The sequence below is a fragment of the Agrococcus phoenicis genome, assembly GCF_047302415.1.
Classification (GTDB): domain Bacteria; phylum Actinomycetota; class Actinomycetes; order Actinomycetales; family Microbacteriaceae; genus Agrococcus.
Genome location: NZ_CP154854.1, coordinates 2,427,405 through 2,443,546 on the forward strand (window position 1 = coordinate 2,427,405; position 16,142 = coordinate 2,443,546).

At 70.1% G+C, this 16,142-nt stretch carries 15 protein-coding genes; 9 read left to right on the forward strand and 6 right to left on the reverse strand.

Going from position 1 to position 16,142, the window contains the following annotated elements:
- Positions 1 to 1,017 precede the first annotated feature (1,017 nt).
- From rsmG to rpmH, 6 genes are all read right to left on the reverse strand, one after another.
- Positions 1,018 to 1,599: a 16S rRNA (guanine(527)-N(7))-methyltransferase RsmG gene (gene rsmG, locus AA0Z99_RS11645; RefSeq protein WP_413320854.1), complete on the reverse strand. Its 582-nt coding sequence runs from the start codon at positions 1,597 to 1,599 to the stop codon at positions 1,018 to 1,020.
- 170 nt (positions 1,600 to 1,769) lie between these two features.
- The gene (locus AA0Z99_RS11650) at positions 1,770 to 2,255 is read right to left on the reverse strand and encodes a protein jag (protein WP_413317535.1); all 486 of its coding nucleotides are present in this window, start codon (positions 2,253 to 2,255) and stop codon (positions 1,770 to 1,772) included.
- A gap of 2 nt (positions 2,256 to 2,257) precedes the next feature.
- Positions 2,258 to 3,220 (reverse strand): membrane protein insertase YidC, encoded by a 963-nt coding sequence (yidC, locus tag AA0Z99_RS11655; RefSeq protein ID WP_413317537.1) that lies wholly within the window; start codon positions 3,218 to 3,220, stop codon positions 2,258 to 2,260.
- A 4-nt stretch (positions 3,221 to 3,224) separates the two neighbouring features.
- Positions 3,225 to 3,503: a membrane protein insertion efficiency factor YidD gene (gene yidD, locus AA0Z99_RS11660; protein WP_413317539.1), complete on the reverse strand. Its 279-nt coding sequence runs from the start codon at positions 3,501 to 3,503 to the stop codon at positions 3,225 to 3,227.
- A gap of 8 nt (positions 3,504 to 3,511) precedes the next feature.
- Positions 3,512 to 3,835, reverse strand: a complete 324-nt coding sequence (gene rnpA / locus AA0Z99_RS11665) for a ribonuclease P protein component (protein WP_413317541.1) — start codon at positions 3,833 to 3,835, stop codon at positions 3,512 to 3,514.
- A gap of 11 nt (positions 3,836 to 3,846) precedes the next feature.
- A complete protein-coding gene (gene rpmH / locus AA0Z99_RS11670; RefSeq protein WP_021010601.1) occupies positions 3,847 to 3,984 on the reverse strand; it encodes a 50S ribosomal protein L34 in 138 nt (45 codons plus the stop codon).
- Positions 3,985 to 4,317: 333 nt separating this feature from the next.
- Between rpmH and dnaA the strand changes: the two genes are divergently transcribed.
- The 9 genes from dnaA (at position 4,318) to AA0Z99_RS11715 (ending at position 16,120) form a co-directional block, all read left to right on the forward strand.
- Complete coding sequence (gene dnaA, locus AA0Z99_RS11675; RefSeq protein ID WP_413317544.1) at positions 4,318 to 5,727, forward strand: chromosomal replication initiator protein DnaA; 1,410 nt, start codon at positions 4,318 to 4,320, stop codon at positions 5,725 to 5,727.
- Positions 5,728 to 6,400: 673 nt separating this feature from the next.
- Positions 6,401 to 7,543 carry a DNA polymerase III subunit beta gene (dnaN, locus tag AA0Z99_RS11680; protein WP_413317546.1) on the forward strand — a complete coding sequence of 381 codons (1,143 nt, stop codon included), beginning with the start codon at positions 6,401 to 6,403 and terminating at the stop codon, positions 7,541 to 7,543.
- Between the two features lie 27 nt (positions 7,544 to 7,570).
- The gene (gene gnd, locus AA0Z99_RS11685) at positions 7,571 to 8,458 is read left to right on the forward strand and encodes a phosphogluconate dehydrogenase (NAD(+)-dependent, decarboxylating) (RefSeq protein ID WP_413317548.1); all 888 of its coding nucleotides are present in this window, start codon (positions 7,571 to 7,573) and stop codon (positions 8,456 to 8,458) included.
- Entirely contained in the window at positions 8,459 to 9,556 is a 1,098-nt protein-coding gene (gene recF, locus AA0Z99_RS11690; protein WP_413317550.1) for a DNA replication/repair protein RecF, read from the forward strand.
- Positions 9,549 to 10,043 carry a DUF721 domain-containing protein gene (locus AA0Z99_RS11695; RefSeq protein ID WP_413317552.1) on the forward strand — a complete coding sequence of 165 codons (495 nt, stop codon included), beginning with the start codon at positions 9,549 to 9,551 and terminating at the stop codon, positions 10,041 to 10,043. Before recF ends, AA0Z99_RS11695 begins: the two co-directional genes overlap by 8 nt.
- Before the next feature lie 45 nt (positions 10,044 to 10,088).
- Positions 10,089 to 10,787, forward strand: a complete 699-nt coding sequence (locus AA0Z99_RS11700) for a FadR/GntR family transcriptional regulator (RefSeq protein ID WP_413317554.1) — start codon at positions 10,089 to 10,091, stop codon at positions 10,785 to 10,787.
- Positions 10,788 to 10,887: 100 nt separating this feature from the next.
- Positions 10,888 to 12,333 carry a four-carbon acid sugar kinase family protein gene (locus AA0Z99_RS11705; RefSeq protein ID WP_413317556.1) on the forward strand — a complete coding sequence of 482 codons (1,446 nt, stop codon included), beginning with the start codon at positions 10,888 to 10,890 and terminating at the stop codon, positions 12,331 to 12,333.
- Positions 12,330 to 13,226, forward strand: coding sequence for an NAD(P)-dependent oxidoreductase (locus AA0Z99_RS11710; RefSeq protein ID WP_413317558.1), 897 nt, complete (start codon positions 12,330 to 12,332; stop codon positions 13,224 to 13,226). The genes AA0Z99_RS11705 and AA0Z99_RS11710 overlap by 4 nt, the downstream gene beginning before the upstream one ends.
- A 332-nt stretch (positions 13,227 to 13,558) precedes the next feature.
- Positions 13,559 to 16,120: an LPXTG cell wall anchor domain-containing protein gene (locus AA0Z99_RS11715; protein WP_413317560.1), complete on the forward strand. Its 2,562-nt coding sequence runs from the start codon at positions 13,559 to 13,561 to the stop codon at positions 16,118 to 16,120.
- Positions 16,121 to 16,142: the final 22 nt, after the last annotated feature.

Here is a 16,142-nt window from a genome sequence, read left to right on the forward strand (position 1 = left end):
GTTCTCCACAGGCACGTGTCGACGGCGCCGCGTTCCGGCGATGCCTTCCTAGCGCCCTGCTCGTCGCGTCGAAGCGCACTGCGAGGCCAACTCATGATCCTTCAGAGGTCGTGCTCCGGTCGGAGGCATGCCGGCAGCGCCCCGGTATGCGTACTGCGCGAGGCATCCCGTTTCACGTGAAACACGTACCGTGTCGTGCTGCGCGATCGTCGCCCTCGCGTTCATGGCTCCGACATGGGCAGTTGCCGTTTCACGTGAAACCGCCGAAGTCGTATGCCCCTCGCCGGTCGCCGTGCACTCGAGGGACGCGCAGGGCTGCGAGTCGTTCGTGGTCGGGGTCGCGGCGCTCCACATCCTTCGATCCGTTTCACGTGAAACACGTCCTCGCGCCTCTCCGAGCTCGATCGACGAGGCGCGAGACGCGGGCGTGATCGGAGTGAACGGCGCCGAGACGCGGTCATGGTGGCTCTCTGAGCGCGGACCACGCAAGCCGCGATACTCGCCCATCTCCGTCACGTCGGGCGGAACACGCGTGTTCGGCCCGTCTGGCACGCGGATCGTCATCTGCATCAGCCGTCCCGCTGCACGGCGATCGCGCACTGCACCGGGACAGTGCGGCCGGTAGAGCTCGCCGGCGACTGTTTCACGTGGAACATCCATCCCGCTCGCTCCGGATCAACTGAGGAACGAGCGCAGACCTCGAACGCGCACGGTGGCATGGCGAGCGCGATCCCGGCTGCTGGCCGCTCCACGTCCTGCACCCCTGGCCACCTGCCCGCTCACCACCGTCAGTCTTCGAGCGGTGCGGTGCCGGCAGCATCGATGACGGCCTCCGCAGCCCGGCACTCCTGCGGGCCATGGCCGGCATCCTTCACCCAATCGCGAGATCCGCGACACTTGCGGCGGCCAGCGATGTTCCACGTGGAACATGGACTCGACGCTGTGATGCGCCGCCACTGCCGCTGTCATCGCGGACACTCGAACACGTGTGAGGCGCGTTCAGGGGTCGAAGTGAGCTCAGGGGTCGACGACGGCTCGGACGACGCGCGTGGTCTCGAGGCCGTGCTCGCCACCGAGCTCCAGCACCTCGACGTCATGGATCCGGTGCTTGCGGATCACCTTCTGCGCGGCCGCGATCTCTTCCTCAGCCCGACCGCCCTTCAGCAGCACGAGCTGCCCTCCGCTGCGCACCAGGGGAGCGGTCAGTGGGATGAGGGTGCGCAGCGCGGAGACGGCCCGAGCCGTCACCTGGTCCAGCGGCCGCAGCAGTCCCGAGCCGGGCAGCTCCTCAGCCCGAGCACGCAGCACCGTCACGTTGTCGAGGCCCATCCGATCGACCTCCGACTGCAACCAGTCGGTGCGGCGCTCCATCGGCTCGATCAACGTCAGGTCGACGTCCGGCCGTGCGATGGCGAGCACGAGACCGGGGAGTCCGGCTCCGGAGCCGACGTCGCCCACGCGGCCGTGCAGCAGCGGCGCGAGCAACGCGGAATTGAGGATGTGTCGACTCCACAGCTGCGGCAGCTCCCTGGGACCGATCAGGCCGAGGGTCTCGCCCTGCGCGGCGAGCGACGCCGTGAACGACCTCGCCAGCTCGATCCGATCGCCGAAGAGCGCGACTGCCGCAGCGGGCTCGTCCTCGAGCCCCCGTGCGCTCGGCGGGGGAGTGGTCGTCCGCCCAGCGCGAGGCTCCGCAGCCGGCGGTGCGGCCGCAGGTGCGGCACCAGCATCGCCGAGGCGCTCGTGGTTCGACACCGCTCGTGGCGCGGTCAGGCGGGCAGCACGACGATGTGGCGGTCGCCCGCCTCACCCTCGGACTCGCTCGACAGGCCGCGATCGCGGATCAGGTCATGCACGAGCTTCCGCTCGTAGGACGACATGGGCTCCAGCGCGACACGCTCCTCGCCCTCCGCCAGGGCCGTGGCAGCCCGGTCGACCATCGCCTGCAGCGCTCCAGCACGGGCGTCGCGCGAGCCGGCGACGTCGAGCACCAACCGCGAGAACTCGCCGGTCTGCTGCTGCACGACCAGCCGCGTCAGCTCCTGCAGCGCCGAGACCACCTCGGGCTTCGACAGTCCGCCCAGATCATCGTCGGCCTCGCCCACCACGATCGTCGTGCGCGCGTCGGACTGATCGATCTCGATGTCTCCGTCGAGGTCGGCGATGTCGAGCAGCGCCTCGATGTAGTCCGCGGCGATCTCGCCCTCGTCCAGCTCGGGCCGGTCGTCGCGCACCGTCGTCTCCTGCTCGGTCATGCTCAGCCCTCTCGCTGCGACTTCGGCTTCTTGCCCCGCGGCTGCTGCCGCTGGGTGCGGATGTCGATCTCGGCCTGGGTCTCGCCCTGCTGCGCCTCGTCGACCGCCGGCAGCCCCATGCGCTGCCGCTTGCGCGCCAGCCGAGCCTCGCGCGCGAGCGCCGCCTCGGAGCCGGGCGTCGGCAGCCTGTTGATGATGATGAGCTGCTGCACCAGCGTGTAGATGTTGGAGACGAGCCAGTAGAACATGGTGCCCAGCGGGAACAGCCACGCCGAGACGAGCAGGAACACCGGGATGATGTACAGCAGGATGCGCTGCTGCTTGTACATCGGCGACTCCTTCATCGCCGGCGTCTGGTTCTTCGTCATGATCTGCAGCTGCGTGTAGAACTGCGTCGCGCACATGATCACGGTCAGCAGGATCGCGGTGATGATGACGGGGAGGTTGCCCTCCGCGAAGCCGCCCTGCATCGTCATGTGCAGGGGAACGACGCCGAAGAGCGTCGAGTCGCTGAAGAGCTCGGCGAGATCCTGGGTCAGGAGGCCGACTCCTGCGCGACGGTTGTTCGCGTCGGTGAGCACCTGCACGAGACCGAGGAAGATCGGCATCTGCACGAGCAGCGGCAGGCAGGAGGCGAAGGGGTTGGTGCCGGCCTTCTTGTAGGCATCCATGGTCTCGCGCTGCATCGCCTCGCGCGAGAACTGATCCTTCTTGCCCTTGTACTTCTTCTGGATGCGCTGGATCTCCGGCTGGATCTCGAGCGACTTGCGCGAGGAGACGATCTGGCGGACCGTCAGCGGGATCATCGCGCTGCGGATCACGAGCACGAGGCCCACGATCGCGAGCACCCACGTCAGTCCGGCGCCCTCGCTCAGCCCGACGGCAGTCAGCACCGTGTGGAATCCGACCAGGATCGCCTCGATGACCCACTTGATGGGCCACATCAGCAGGGCGAAGATGTCCAAGCTGTCACTGCTCCTTGTGGGCGAGCACGAACCCCGCCCGAGTCGTTGCGAGCCGCTCACGCGGCTCAGGGATGTCGTCGACCCCGCCCGCCGCCCACGGGTGGCAGCGGAGCAGGCGCCTGGCGCCGAACCAGATGCCGCGCACCACTCCGTGCTGCTGGATCGCCTGCATGGCGTACCGCGAGCAGCTGGGGTAGTAGCGGCACACGTCGCCGTAGAGCGGTGAGATCACTGCCCGGTAGGCGACGAGGATCGCGACGCAGACGTTGCGCGGCAGGAGCATGAGGCTCCTCACCGACGCACCAGGAGCGGCGCGATGCCGGCCCTCAGTGTAGCCAGGTCGGCTGTGGCCGACGAGGGGAGGGCGCGGATGACGATGTCCGCGGTGTCGATGTCGCCGAGCTCGGCGCGCACGATCTCGCTCAGGCGCCGCTTGACGCGGTTGCGGATCACGGCGTTGCCGACCTTCTTGGACACGATGAACCCGAAGCGGGCGACTGCCGCTTCGGGTCTCGCGCGGTGCACCACCGCCAGGTCGCAGCCCGCGCGGCGACCGGTGCGCACGATGCGACGGAAGTCATCGCCGCGCACGATCCGGTTCGCCTTCGCGAGCACCTCGCTCGGTCTTACGCCGAGAGCTCGGTGCGGCCCTTGCGACGACGCGCTGCCAGGATGGCGCGGCCGGCACGCGTGCGCATGCGGAGGCGGAAGCCGTGCTTCTTGGCGCGGCGGCGGTTGTTCGGCTGGAACGTGCGCTTGCTCATGGTGTTCTCCCGTGGTCCGGCGCAGGTGGCGCCGCAAGTCATGGTGGCGAGCCGACGGGCTCGACGATGCGCCGCACTGCGGGCGCGGCAACCTGACGAGCATACGCGAACCGCGGGCGCCGGTCAACGGAGGCGGGATGCGATTGGCGCCACGCCGCTCTCGTGCCGCCGGGACTTGCACCCGATGGTCTATGCGTGCAGACTCGACTGATCCGCGACACGCACGGTGCCTCTTGAGCGTCGCTGCGAGCGGACCTCTCATCCACACATCCTGTGGATAATGGTGTGGATAGCACCCGTCACACGACTGTTCTCCGAGAGGAACCGCATCCGATGGCCCCGGACGACAGCACCGGACACCTCTGGTCCTCCGTCCTGGCGACCCTCGAGACCGACGACCGGATTCCCCCGTCGTTGCGCGGATTCCTCGACCTCGTGGAGCCTCAGGGCGTCATGGGTTCGGTGCTCTACCTCGATGTCCCCAACGACCTGACGCGGGACATGCTCGAGCAGCGCCTGCGGCTCCCGGTCACGGAAGCGCTTGTGGACAACGCTGTGGAGATCTCGCAGTTCAAGATCGTGGTGAACCCGCAGCTCGAGCGCGAGGAGCCGTTGCCGGACCTCATCGACGATCCTGCCGCGGACCCGGTCGTCGCACCGGTCGCGAGCTACGAGCGCGACTCGAGCGAGAAGAGCCAGCGGCGCATCGACTCGCGGCTGAACCCGAAGTACACCTTCGACAACTTCGTCATCGGAGGTTCGAACCGCTTCGCGCACGCGGCGGCCCTCGCAGTCGCCGAGACGCCCGCCAAGGCGTACAACCCGCTGTTCATCTACGGCGACTCGGGCCTCGGCAAGACGCACCTCCTGCACGCGATCGGCCACTACGCCGAAGGCATGTACCCGGGGATCCGGGTGCGCTACGTCTCCAGCGAGGAGTTCACGAACGACTTCATCAACGCGATCGCGAACAACCTGAACCAGTCGTTCCAGCAGCGGTATCGCGAGGTCGACGTGCTCCTCATCGACGACATCCAGTTCCTGAGGGGCAAGGAGTCGACGCAGGAGGCGTTCTTCCACACCTTCAACACGCTGCACGACCACAACAAGCAGGTCGTGATCACCTCGGATGTCGCCCCGAAGCACCTGCAGGGGTTCGAGGAGCGCATGGTGAGCCGCTTCGAGTGGGGGCTCATCACCGATGTCACGGTGCCCGACGTCGAGACGCGGATCGCGATCCTGCGCAAGAAGGCGGAGGCCGAGCGGATCCAGATCCCGCCGGAGGTGCTGTCGGTCATCGCCGACAAGGTGCAGTCGAACATCAGGGAGCTCGAGGGCACGCTCATCCGCGTCACCGCCTTCGCGAGCCTCAACCGGCTGCCGGTCACGATGGAGCTCGCCCAGACGGTGCTGAAGGATCTCTTCTCGTTCGACGAGGAGGCACCGGTGTCGCCGAGCGACATCATCAGCCACACCGCTGCCTACTTCAAGCTCACGGTCGACGACCTGCACGGCTCGTCGCGCTCGCAGACGATCGCGCTCGCTCGCCAGATCGCCATGTACCTGTGCCGCGAGATGACGAGCATGTCGTTGCCGAAGATCGGGCAGCTGTTCGGCAATCGCGACCACACCACCGTCATGTACGCGAACAAGAAGATCGAGAAGCTCATGCAGGAGCGCCGCTCGGTCTACACGCAGGTGACGGAGCTGACCGCCAGGATCAGACAGCGCGCTGGAGCGTAGAGCGAAGGCCCTTTCGGGCCTTCGCCGCGACGCCAGCGCCGATCCCCGTCCAGGGGATCGGTGAAGAGGGAGCCCTCAGCGAGCCCCCCCCCCCCCCCCCCCGCCCTCAGAGCCCTCGGCGATCTCCCCCCTCAGAGCCCTCGCCGAGCCCCCCTCCAGAACCCTCGCCGATCCCCCTTCCCTCGCACCCCCTCTCGGCCCCGTGACGCGCACCTCCCGCGCGCGCTCCTCGACCGACGGATCGGACCCGAACCCTCAACGTGCACTTCATGTGATTCGACCTGTGGAGAAGTGGCGCTGCCTGTGCACAACGCCCCCGGGGCTGTGAGCGCGGTCGAATGACACATCCGCCGTCCTCCACCGACCAGGGGGTGAGCGTCAACAGGCGCTCTACAACTTCCACGCGTGTAGTTCCCATGCTCCGAGCCGCGAGCACGCGCACGATCCACAGCTTCCACAGGGGTTATGAATGACAGTGTGAGTGAGAAGAGGATTCGTCGAGTCGCCAACCATGACGGTCGGCGCCGGCTCCGGGAGCAGCGGGTCGCGCGGCACGAGGCTGTGCCAGAATCGACACCGCCGCCAAGGCTCTGCACCGCGGCGCCGTCGTGCGGCGCCACGAGCGCCGAAGCACCTGCGCTGTGGACATCTGCTCAGTGAACGAGGGAGACCCGTGAAGTTCGTCATCAACCGCGATGTCTTCAGCGATGCCGTGTCGTTCGCCGTCAAGCTGCTGCCGCAGCGGCCCACGATGCCGATCCTGAGCGGCGTGCGCATCGAGGCCACGCCGGAGGGCGTCGTCTTCTCGTCCTTCGACTTCGAGTCGTCGGCGCGCACCTCGGTGCAGGCCGACGTCGAGACCGAGGGCGTGGTGCTGGTCTCCGGCAAGATGATGAGCGACATCGCCGCGAAGCTGCCCCAGCGCGAGGTCCGCCTCGAGGACGACGGCACGAAGGTCTCGATCCGCTGCGGCAACGCGAACTTCTCGCTGGCCAAGATGCCGCTCGAGGAGTACCCGACGGTGCCGACCGTCGAGGGCCGCACGGGCGTCGTCGAGGGCAAGGCCTTCGCCGAGGCGATCGGCCAGGTCGCGATCTCCGCATCGCGCGAGGACGTCACGCCCGTCATCACCGGTGTGCAGCTCGAGGCGTCCGACACGACGCTGACGCTCATCGCCACCGACCGCTACCGCGTCTCGGTGCGCAGCATCCCGTGGGATGCCGGCGACGCGACCGAAGCGCTGACCTCGCTCGTGCCTGCCCGCACCCTGACCGAGGTGGGCCGCACCTTCGGCGGTGCCGACCGCATCCAGATCACGATGAGCGAGGCCGGCGAGCGGCAGCAGATCGCCTTCTCGACCGCCGACCGCACGGTGACGAGCCTGCTGATCAAGGGCAACTACCCGCCGGTGCGCCGACTCTTCCCGGAGGCGGTCGACCACCACGCGGTCGTCAGCACCTCGGAGCTCGTCGACGCCACGCGTCGCGTGCAGCTGGTGCTCGACGCCGAGGCCGCCATCCGCTACACGTTCAGCGAGGGCCAGGTGCAGCTCGAGGCGATCGGCTCCGAGCAGGCGCAGGCCTCCGAGATCATCGACGCCGTGCTCGAGGGCGACGACATCGTGCTGTCGATCAAGCCGCAGCTGCTCATCGACGGCATCCAGGCGACGCACTCGGAGTTCGTGCGCGTCTCGTTCACCCACTCCGAGAACACGAACAAGCCCGGCCCGATGCTGATCCGCGGGCAGACGTCCCGCGACGACGCGGAGGCCACCGACTTCAAGTACCTGCTGCAGCCCAACCTGCTGCTGCGCTGACCCACCAGATCGCGACGAGGGAGCTCCATGACGACGCACATCGGCTTGATCGGCCTCGGCAAGATGGGCGGCAACATGCGCACCCGCCTCGAGCAGGCGGGCATCGAGGTGACGGGCTTCGACACCAATCCTGAGATCAGCGACGTCGCGAGCATCGACGAGCTGGTCGCAGCGCTCCCGGCGCCGCGCGTGGTCTGGGCGATGGTGCCCGCCGGTGCGATCACGGATGCGGTCGTCACCGAGCTCGGTGCGAAGCTGTCCGAGGGCGATCTGGTGATCGACGGCGGCAACTCGCGCTTCACCGAGGACGAGCGGCACGCGGCGCAGCTCGCGGAGCGCGGCGTGCGCTTCGTCGACGTGGGGGTCTCCGGGGGCATCTGGGGGCTCGAGAACGGCTACGGCCTCATGGTCGGCGGTGAGCGCGCCGACGTCGAGGAGCTCATGCCCGTCTTCGATGCGCTGCGGCCCGAGGGTCCGCGCGAGGAGGGCTTCGTGCACGCCGGACCCACGGGCGCGGGCCACTACGTGAAGATGGTGCACAACGGCATCGAGTACGGCCTGATGCAGGCGTACGCCGAGGGCTTCGAGCTGCTCGAGCGCAAGGAGCTCGTGCACGACGTGGCCGGCTCCTTCAAGGCGTGGCAGCGCGGCACGGTGGTGCGCTCCTGGCTGCTCGACCTGATGGTGCGCGCGCTCGACGAGGACGACGACCTGTCCGAGATCGAGGGCTACGTCGACGACTCGGGCGAGGGTCGCTGGACGGTGGAGGAGGCGATCGCGAACGCGGTGCCGATGCCCGCCATCGCCGCCTCGCTCTTCGCGCGCTTCGAGTCGCGACAGGATGACAGCCCGGCCATGAAGGCGGTGGCCGCGCTCCGCAACCAGTTCGGCGGACACGCGATCAAGAAGGCCTGAGTGCGCGTCAGTCGGCTCGCCCTGACCGACTTCCGCAACTACCGGGTCGCGGATGTCGAGTTCGCAGCCGGTGCGAACCTGCTGGTCGGGCGCAACGGCCAGGGCAAGACCAACATGGTCGAGTCGCTCGTGTGGATCGCGACCGGGTCGAGCCACCGCGTGCCGACCGACGTCGCCTTGATCAGGGCGGGGGAGCAGCAGGCGATCGTGCGCTGCACGGTCACGAACGACGAGCGCGCGTTCCAGCTCGATGTGGAGCTCAACGTGCGCGGCGCCAACCGCGCGCAGGCGAACGGCCAGGGCGTGCGCATCCGCGACCTGCCGCGCTACCTGCAGGCGGTGCTGTTCAGCCCCGAGGATCTCCAGCTCGTCCGTGCCGATCCCGGCGGGCGACGCCGGTTCCTCGACGAGCTGGCCGTCATGCGCGCGCCCCGCCTCGCGGGCGTGCACAGCGACCTCGACCGCGTGCTGAAGCAGCGCAACTCGCTGCTGAAGAGCGCCCGCGCCGCGCGACTGCGGCCCGACGACCTCACGACGCTCGAGGTGTGGGACGGCCGACTGGTCGACCTCGGCCTCGAGGTCATGCGCACGCGGCGTGCGCTCGTCGACGAGCTCGCGCCGCATGTCGCGGCGGCGTATCGGCTGGTGGCCGGGGACGAGCACGACGCTCGCATCGGCCTCGTGACGAACGTGCCGGACTCCGCCGATGACTTCCGCGCTCTGCTCGCCGAGCGCCGACGCGACGAGCTCGATCGCGGTGTGAGCCTGGTGGGTCCCCACCGCGACGACCTGGAGCTGCAGCTGAACGACCTGCTCGCGCGGCACTACGCGAGCCACGGGGAGTCGTGGTCCTTCGCGCTCGCGCTGCGCCTGGCCTCCGCGGAGCTGCTGCGCGACGGCTCGGGCGGCGATCCGGTGATGATCCTCGACGACGTGTTCGCCGAGCTCGACGCGGGGCGGCGCCAGCGCCTCGCGGAGGCCGCGAGCGGCTTCGAGCAGGTGCTCATCACCGCCGCCGTCGAGGACGACGTGCCGCAGGCGCTGCGCGACCACCGCATCCGCATCGACGCCGGCGCGGTGGTGGTCGAGGATGCGTGAGCTCGCACCGACGGAGCCGGAGCGCGTCTGGCTGCGGCTGAAGGCGAAGATGGGCGACCCGGCGCTGGTCACGCGCGACGGTCGCCGACGGTCTCGGCGCGATCCGGATGCCTCCGTGCCCTTCGGCAAGGGGCGCGATCCGAAGGGCCTGGGCGACGTGCTCGCCGGCTTCGCCGACGACCGCGGCTGGACGGCCACGCTCGCTCGCGCCGACGTCATGGTGCACTGGCCCGAGCTCGTGGGGGAGGAGAACGCCGGGCGCACCGAGCCGGTGTCCTTCGAGGAGGGGGTGCTGACGGTGCGCTGCGCCTCCACGGCCTGGACCCAGCAGATGCGCATCCTGCGCGCCGAGACCACCACGCGCATCCTCGCCCGGTTCCCCGACTGCGGCTTGACGCAGGTGCGCTTCATCGGGCCCGATCTGCCGAGCTTCAACCGGGGTCGCCGCTCGGTGCCCGGTCGCGGTCCGCGAGACACATGGGGCTAGGCCGAGCGATGGGTACGCTGTCTGACACCCGTCACAGGAGGACCCATGCCTCGGCCATCACGCACCCACGACGCCGTCGACCAGCTGCTCGACGCGATCATCGACGGCACCCTGACCGCGGGCGAGCAGCTGCCGCCCGAGGGTCAGCTCGCCCTCGAGTTCAGCGTCTCGCGCCTGACGATGCGCGAAGCGGTGCGCCTGCTGCAGGCGCAGGGCGTGATCGTGCAGGTGCCGGGCAGCCGCCACCGCATCGCTCCGGTCGCGGAGTGGACGGGCATGGATGCCGTGGTGCGGCACGCGCGCAGCGCCGGTCAGCGCGAGCAGTCGTCGCTCGAGCTGCTCGAGGTGCGCATGATGATTGAGACCGGCGCCGCGAGGCTCGCGGCTGAGCGCAGGACGGACGAGGACCTCGCGGTGCTCGAGGACGCGCTGGCGCGGATGGGCGAGCATCACCGCTCGGGCGACGTCGACGGCTTCGTGGCGGCCGACCTCGACTTCCACGACGCCATCATCCGGGCGGCCGAGAACCGGATCCTGGTCGCTGCGATCCGCCCGCTCACGACCATGCTCGAGGAGACGCGCGGGGAGACGAGCGCCGTGCCCGCGATCCGCGAGCACGCCATCGCCGAGCACCGGGCGGTGCTGGATGCCGTCCGCTCCGGCGGTGCGACCGAGGCGCGCGATGCGATGGCGCGCCACATGCAGCAGACGCACGACGACCTGGTCGGCCTCGTCTTCGACTGAGCGCCATCCCTCACCGTCGACGCGGGCGCGGGGCGAGGGTTGACATCCGCGACCTGTGCCGTGAAGATATCTGATATCTCACCGGAACACAGGAGTTCTCTTGCGCCTCGACGACCTGCTCGCCCCGCTGCCCGCGTCCTCGCAGATCGACGCTGCTGACGTCGCGGCCGCCCGCGCGGACGACCTGGTGCTCATCGTCCTCGACGACGACCCGACCGGCACGCAGTCGGTCGCCGGTCTCCCGGTGCTGACGCGATGGGAGGCCGCAGACCTCGACTGGGCCCTCGCCCAGGATGCCGCGGCCGTCTACGTGCTCACGAACACCCGCTCGCTCTCGGAGACCGACGCCGCCTCCCGCAACCGGGAGGTGGTGGCGGTCGCGATCGAGGCCGCAGCCCGCGCCGGCAAGCGCGTCTCCTTCGTGAGCCGCAGCGACTCGACCCTCCGCGGCCACTTCCCGCTCGAGACGGACGTGCTCGCCGAGGCGCTCGCCGAGCACGGGGGCGCGGCCCCGCACCTCACGATGCTGATCCCCGCGTTCCCGGACTCGGGTCGCATCACGGTCGGATCCGTGCACTACTGGGTCGTCGACGATGAGGCCACGCCCGTGGGCGAGACCCCGTTCGCCGCCGACGCGAGCTTCGGCTACCGCTCCTCCGACCTGCGCGACTGGGTCGAGGAGAAGACCGGCGGCCGTGTGGCGCGCACCGACGTCGCGGCGCTCACCATCGACATCATCCGCGCGGGCACCGAGGCGGTCGCCGGCTTCCTCCGCGGGCTCGCAGCGGGCACCGTCGTGGTGGTCGACGTCGTCGACGAGCACGACATGCGCCAGGTCGCCCTCGCGCTCCACGCGCTCGATCGCGAGGGGCTCACCTCCTTGCTGCGCATCGGCCCGCCCTACCTGCGTGCCCACATCGGCCAGCCGATCGCCGAGCCGGTGACGACCGACCGCATCGAGTTCGCCAACGATCGCGGCGGCCTGGTCGTCGTCGGCAGCCACGTGCCGCTCACCACCGCGCAGCTCGCGGCGCTGCAGGCCGACCGCCCCGAGACCGCCACGGTCGAGCTGGACGTGCGATCGCTCATCGACGAGCGCCGCGACCAGCACCTCGCGCAGCAGGCGGATGCGGTGGCGCGCGCGATCGAGCGCGGCACCGTCATCGTGCACACCAGTCGCGAGCTGGTGACCGGCCACGACGGCGAGGCCAGCCTCGACATCGCGCGCCGCGTCTCCGCCGGCCTCGTCGAGCTCGTCGCCCGTGTGCTGGAGCTGGCACCGCCGCGCTTCGTGATCGCCAAGGGGGGCATCACCTCGAGCGATGTCGCCAGCGAGGCGCTGCAGATCCGCCGCGCCCGGGTCGTCGGGCCGATGCTGCCGGGCATCGTGTCGCTCTGGCAGCCGCAGGTCGGCCCGGCCGTCGGCATCCCCTACGTCGTCTTCGCCGGCAACGTCGGCACCGAGCACTCCCTCTCGCTCGTCGTGCGCACGCTCGCCGACGGAGCCTCGACACCCGCTCGCGCACAGGAAGCAGGAACCCCATGACCAGCACCGTCACCGTCGTCGGACTCGGCGCCATGGGGCTCCCCATGGCCGCGCGCCTCGCGCAGCGCTTCGCGGTGCGCGGCTTCGACATCGCCGAGCAGCGCCTCGCGCTCGCCGCTGAGCACGGTGTCGCGCCGGCCGCCTCGGCCGCCGAGGCGGTGTCGGGGGCGGAGGCCGTCATCGTGGCGGTGCGCACGGGCGAGCAGCTCCGCGAGCTGCTGTTCGGCGACGCAGGCCTCGCCCGTCACCTCGAGCAGGGCGCGGTCGTGATCCTCACGAGCACCGTCGGCACGGACGGCATCGCCGAGCTCGCCGCACGCCTGGCCGAGTCCGGCGCGAGCCTCGTCGACGCACCGCTCTCGGGCGGCCCCGTGCGCGCCGGCGAGGGCGACCTGCTCATCGTGGTGGGCGCGGCCCCCGCGGCGCTCGCGGTGGCGAGGCCGGTGCTCGAGCAGCTCGCCTCGACCCTGACGGTGGTGGGCGACGAGCCCGGCGACGGGCAGGCGCTGAAGACGGTCAACCAGCTGCTGTGCGGCGTGCACATCGCGGCGGCGGCAGAGGCGCTCGCGCTCGCGGATGCCCTGGGCCTCGATCGGGAGCGCACCCTCGAGGCGCTCTCGGCGGGGGCGGCCGGCTCCTTCATGCTCGGCAACCGCGGACCGCGGGCCCTGCAGGCCTACGACGAGGGCGGGGCGGAGGTGCTGAGTCGGCTCGACATCTTCGTGAAGGATCTCGGCATCGTCGGAGCGGCTGCTCGCGCGCAGCACCTCTCGACACCGGTGGCGGCGGCTGCCGAGCAGCTGTTCCTGCTGGGCGAGGCCCAAGGGCTCGGAGCGCTCGACGACTCAGCCGTGATCCGGGTGGTCGCGCCGGAGCGGCGCGGTCGCGACTGAGCGGCGCCCCGGCTGCCCCTGCGCCGAGCGGTCCGAAGTGCGCCGACCGCATTGCGGGGCACTGGATTGCGCATGCATGCACGTTGCTTCGTGCATATCCTCAAGAAACGCATAGGTAAAGGGTAAATCTCGACCGATCGCATGTGATACGTGCCGCGAGATGCGTACGGTGAGGGCTCTCCACGTCGCCGACGTCGGTCCGCCCCCTGAGTCGGGGCGGCCCATGACCTCGGGTGGAGCGCCTCCCTGCCCCCTCCCCTTGGACGTCTCACGTGACCTCACGGACCGCCCCCGCTCCGCGGACTGCCCGGCGACGGTTCGCACCGCATGCGGTGCTCGCCGCGGCGCTGCTGACCTGCATCAGCATCCTGCCGGCGCACGCCGCGGGCGCCGAGCCCTCGATGGCGGCGCGCGCTCCGGGCATGATCGCGCTCGCGGCGAACGTGCCGGAGGCACCGGTGCCGGTGTTCACCGAGGACTTCGAGAACGGCATGACCCAGACGGCGACCGGAGCGCGAGGCTACTCGGTGCCGGGAGCCTCCTACGTCGGCGCCAGCGGGCAGTCGTACACCGGCTCTCCCAGCTGGATCAACGGGTCCAGGTGCAACGGCGTGATCCTGAGCTACAACAACGGCGACGCGACGGTCGCGGGAGCGCCCTCTCCCGCGTGGTGGTCGACGCCGAACCAGGGCAACGCCTGCAGCACGGTCGCGGGCGTGCAGAGCTACAACGGCATCCGCACCCTCGCTCGCGGCATGGGCATGTACCTCGCAGGCAGGACCACGTCGAACGCGGTGACTGACAGCAACCACATCGTGTCCGGCTACACGGAGTGCCAGCTCACGTCGGCGGGCAACACGAGCACGTGCGACATCATCGGCAACGGGCCGACGAACGGCGTCATGTTCCAGACGACGCAGAGCATCCCCGTCGCGCCGAACCGGTACTACACCTTCAGCGTCGACACCATCTTCGGCAACTGCGCTTCCCCGGCGAGCACCGCGACGCAGGCCAGCGACCCGCAGTACCAGTTCCAGCTCGTCAACGCGGCAGGAGTCGCGCAGAACGTCGGCGGCATCTTGAACGGCTGCCGCCCGGGCCCTGAGCGCGAGCAGCTCACGGTCACGCGGCCGCGCGCCGTGGGCACCGCGACGACCATGACGGCGTTCGGCAACTCGCTCGCGGCGGACGGCGCGTTCCTCTACCCCTCCTCGTCGCTCGGCATCCGCATGTACAACGCGAGCGGGCGCACGAACGGCAACGACGGCGGCTTCGACAACATCCGCGTGCTCGACGTCACGCCGAGCCTCGACAAGCAGTTCACGCCCGGCACCATCGACGCCGGCGGTACCTCGACCCTCACCTTCACCATCACGAACACGACCGACCTCTTCGCGAAGACCGACTGGTACTTCACGGACGCGCTGCCTGCGGGGGTCCGCGTCGCAGCGAACCCGGCGGTCTCCGGCACCTGCACGAACGCGACGGGGGCTCCGCTGGTCAGGACCGCCGTGCCGGGCAGCACGACGATCGCCGTCACGGGCGGCGACCTCGCCGCCGGTCAGCAGTCGTGCACGATCACCGTCGCCGTGACGGCGCCCGCTGACGGCACGTACGTCAACGGGGCCTCGAACATCACCACGAACCTCGTGCCGCCGGATGCCGCCACGCTCGTCGTCGGCACGCCGAGGATCGCGCTCGACAAGCGCGTGGTCAGCGTGAACGACACCAACGGCAACGGCTTCGACGACGCGGGCGACACGATCGACTACGCGTTCGACGTGACGAACACCGGCTCGCTGCCCCTCGATGCGATCTCGATCGCCGACGACCGTCTCGCGGCCGGCTCGGTCACCTGCCCGGCGAGCCGCCTCGCGCCGGGCGCCACCGTCACGTGCCTCGCGACGATCCCCTATCCGATCTCCCAGGATGACGTCGATGCCGGCAGCGTGACGAACGTGGCGACGGCCTCCGGCACCGCGACCTCCGGCACCCGGGTGACATCCCCTCCCGACAGCACCACCACGGTGCTCAGCGCGCCCGCGGCGATCTCGCTCGAGAAGGTCGCGGACGCCTCGGGAGTGGATGACCCCGCTGCGCCGGGCGATGTCGTGACGTACACCTTCCGCGCCGAGAACACCGGCGAGGTCACCCTCTCCGACGTGGCGATCACCGATCCGCTCCCAGGGCTGTCCGCGCTGAGCTACGACTGGTCAGCCGCCTCCACGCCTGGTTCGCTCGCCCCCGGCGAGTCGGTCGTCGCCACGGCGACGTACGTCGTCACGCAGGCCGACATCGACCAGGCGCGGGTGGACAACACCGCTTCCGCGGGCGGCACGCCGCCCTCCGGCGAGGACGTCTCCGACGAGGCGAGCGCGACGGTCGCCCTGACGCCACCGCCTGCGGCGATCGCGCTCGTCAAGACAGGCTCCGTCGAGGGCTTCGCGACGCCCGGTGACACCGTCACCTACGAGTTCCTCGTGACCAACACCGGCGGCGTGACGCTGCACGAGGTGGTCGTCACCGACCCGATGTTCACCGCCGCAGAGATCTCCGCGGTGGGGGCGTGGCCCGGCGTCCCCGGCTCGCTCGCCCCCGGCGAGGAGATGCGGTTCGAAGCGAGGCTCGCCATCACCGAGGCGCACGTGGAGGCCGGCGAGATCCTGAACACCGCCACCGCCACCGGTACCCCGGCGATCGGCGACCCCGTCGACGACGTCGACGATCACCGGCTGGAGCTCGTCGACATCTCGACGATCCCGCTCTGGCTCCCGCTCACCGGCGGGATCGGGGCAGACGCCTACGCGATCGGCGGTGCGGGCGTGCTGCTCCTCGCCGGCCTCGCGGCGCTGGCGCTGCGCATCCGTCAGCGGCGGAGCATCCCCATGAGCTGAACGATCCTCGACCACCCGGTCG

Bases quoted from the DNA above. Each gene is read 5' to 3' on its own strand.
- AA0Z99_RS11695 (WP_413317552.1), top strand. From the start codon at position 9,549: ATGCGTGAGCTCGCACCGACGGAGCCGGAGCGCGTCTGGCTGCGGCTG.
- rpmH (WP_021010601.1), bottom strand. From the start codon at position 3,984: ATGAGCAAGCGCACGTTCCAGCCGAACAACCGCCGCCGCGCCAAGAAG.
- gnd (WP_413317548.1), top strand. From the start codon at position 7,571: ATGACGACGCACATCGGCTTGATCGGCCTCGGCAAGATGGGCGGCAAC.
- AA0Z99_RS11710 (WP_413317558.1), top strand. From the start codon at position 12,330: ATGACCAGCACCGTCACCGTCGTCGGACTCGGCGCCATGGGGCTCCCC.
- yidD (WP_413317539.1), bottom strand. From the start codon at position 3,503: ATGCTCCTGCCGCGCAACGTCTGCGTCGCGATCCTCGTCGCCTACCGG.
- dnaA (WP_413317544.1), top strand. From the start codon at position 4,318: ATGGCCCCGGACGACAGCACCGGACACCTCTGGTCCTCCGTCCTGGCG.
- AA0Z99_RS11700 (WP_413317554.1), top strand. From the start codon at position 10,089: ATGCCTCGGCCATCACGCACCCACGACGCCGTCGACCAGCTGCTCGAC.
- AA0Z99_RS11650 (WP_413317535.1), bottom strand. From the start codon at position 2,255: ATGACCGAGCAGGAGACGACGGTGCGCGACGACCGGCCCGAGCTGGAC.